At 29.5% G+C, this 1148-nt stretch carries 1 protein-coding gene; it reads right to left on the bottom strand.

Translation table 11 applies throughout. From position 1 onward, the window contains the following. Positions 1 to 1148, bottom strand: a 1148-nt coding sequence (locus HMPREF0849_RS09915) for a condensation domain-containing protein (protein ID WP_000302352.1), incomplete at both ends; no start/stop codon positions are given.

The raw sequence follows: 1148 nt of genomic DNA, 5'->3' as shown, positions 1-1148 counted from the left end.
TTTTTTGCTTCAGCAAGAAAGTTAGAACGTTCAGAATTAAGGATATTCAACACATTTTCATCCAAACTTTCTCTACTTAGATTACTTTGAACCAAAAAATCCTCTAACATATCGTCAATATTTTCTTCAGTAACAGTTGTAAATTCTAAACCATCCTCCCACTTAGAACCATCCAACATAATAATCTTATCTACAGTTTTATTGTACTTGTTTTCTAAACAAACCGATACCTCGTAAGCAATATTCGCTCCTCCTGAGTAGCCAATTAATATAATGGAAGTATCATTGTTATTAGCAATATACTCCGCAATATTCTCAATTAATTGGTTATCAGAATTTAAATGGAATATATGTGCTTTGTAAGCTAATTCAGTAAAGAGAGATTTATAAATTGGTAAATAGGCGACTTTTAACATCGCAGGTGGAAAAACATAGATATTGTCGTTTAAAGTATCATTAATAATATCAACATACTCATTTCCGTTGCTACTATTATAACTTAATATTTGGTTTATCAAGCTATTATCATTCTTAGGGTTACTACTAAGCAATTCAAGTTGTTTTATAGAATCAACCAACTTATTTTTAAAAGTATTAGCTAACCGTTTTAGTTTCCAATTAGAGAATATTTTTCTATCATAAATAAAGTTAGCTACCAAAGTCCCCCCATAAATAGAGATATTAAGAATCAAAGGATTTTGCATTTGAGTACTCTCAGCTACCTCCTCTCCTATATTTACTGGCAACAAATTAAAAGTACTATTTTCATAAGATTGTGATTCAAATTCTCCTAAGAAATTGAACATAATTGAACTAAATTTATCTTTACTTTTATTTTTTTCTTTTAAATATAATTCATAGCTCAGTCCACCATTAGGAACACTTTCCATTTTGTCATGAACATAGTCTATTTTACTCATAAAAGATTTATTAAAGGTTTTTAGGTTAAATAAAAGAGGATAGACGGTTGTAAACCAGCCCACAGTTCTAGAAATATTTAGATCCATGACTTCAGAAGAACGCCCATGCCCCTCCATATCAATTGATAATTGCTTCTCTCGCTTATATATTTTAGCATAGGATTCTAAGAAGCAAGATAATAGTAGATCATGTAGTCTAATTTCACTATTATTGTTTACTAGTTTTTG

This window comes from Streptococcus sp. C300, assembly GCF_000187645.1.
Taxonomy (GTDB): Bacteria; Bacillota; Bacilli; order Lactobacillales; family Streptococcaceae; genus Streptococcus; species Streptococcus oralis_CQ.
Note: the sequence above shows the minus strand (reverse complement) of the source record. Positions and strands in the feature narration are given on the sequence as shown.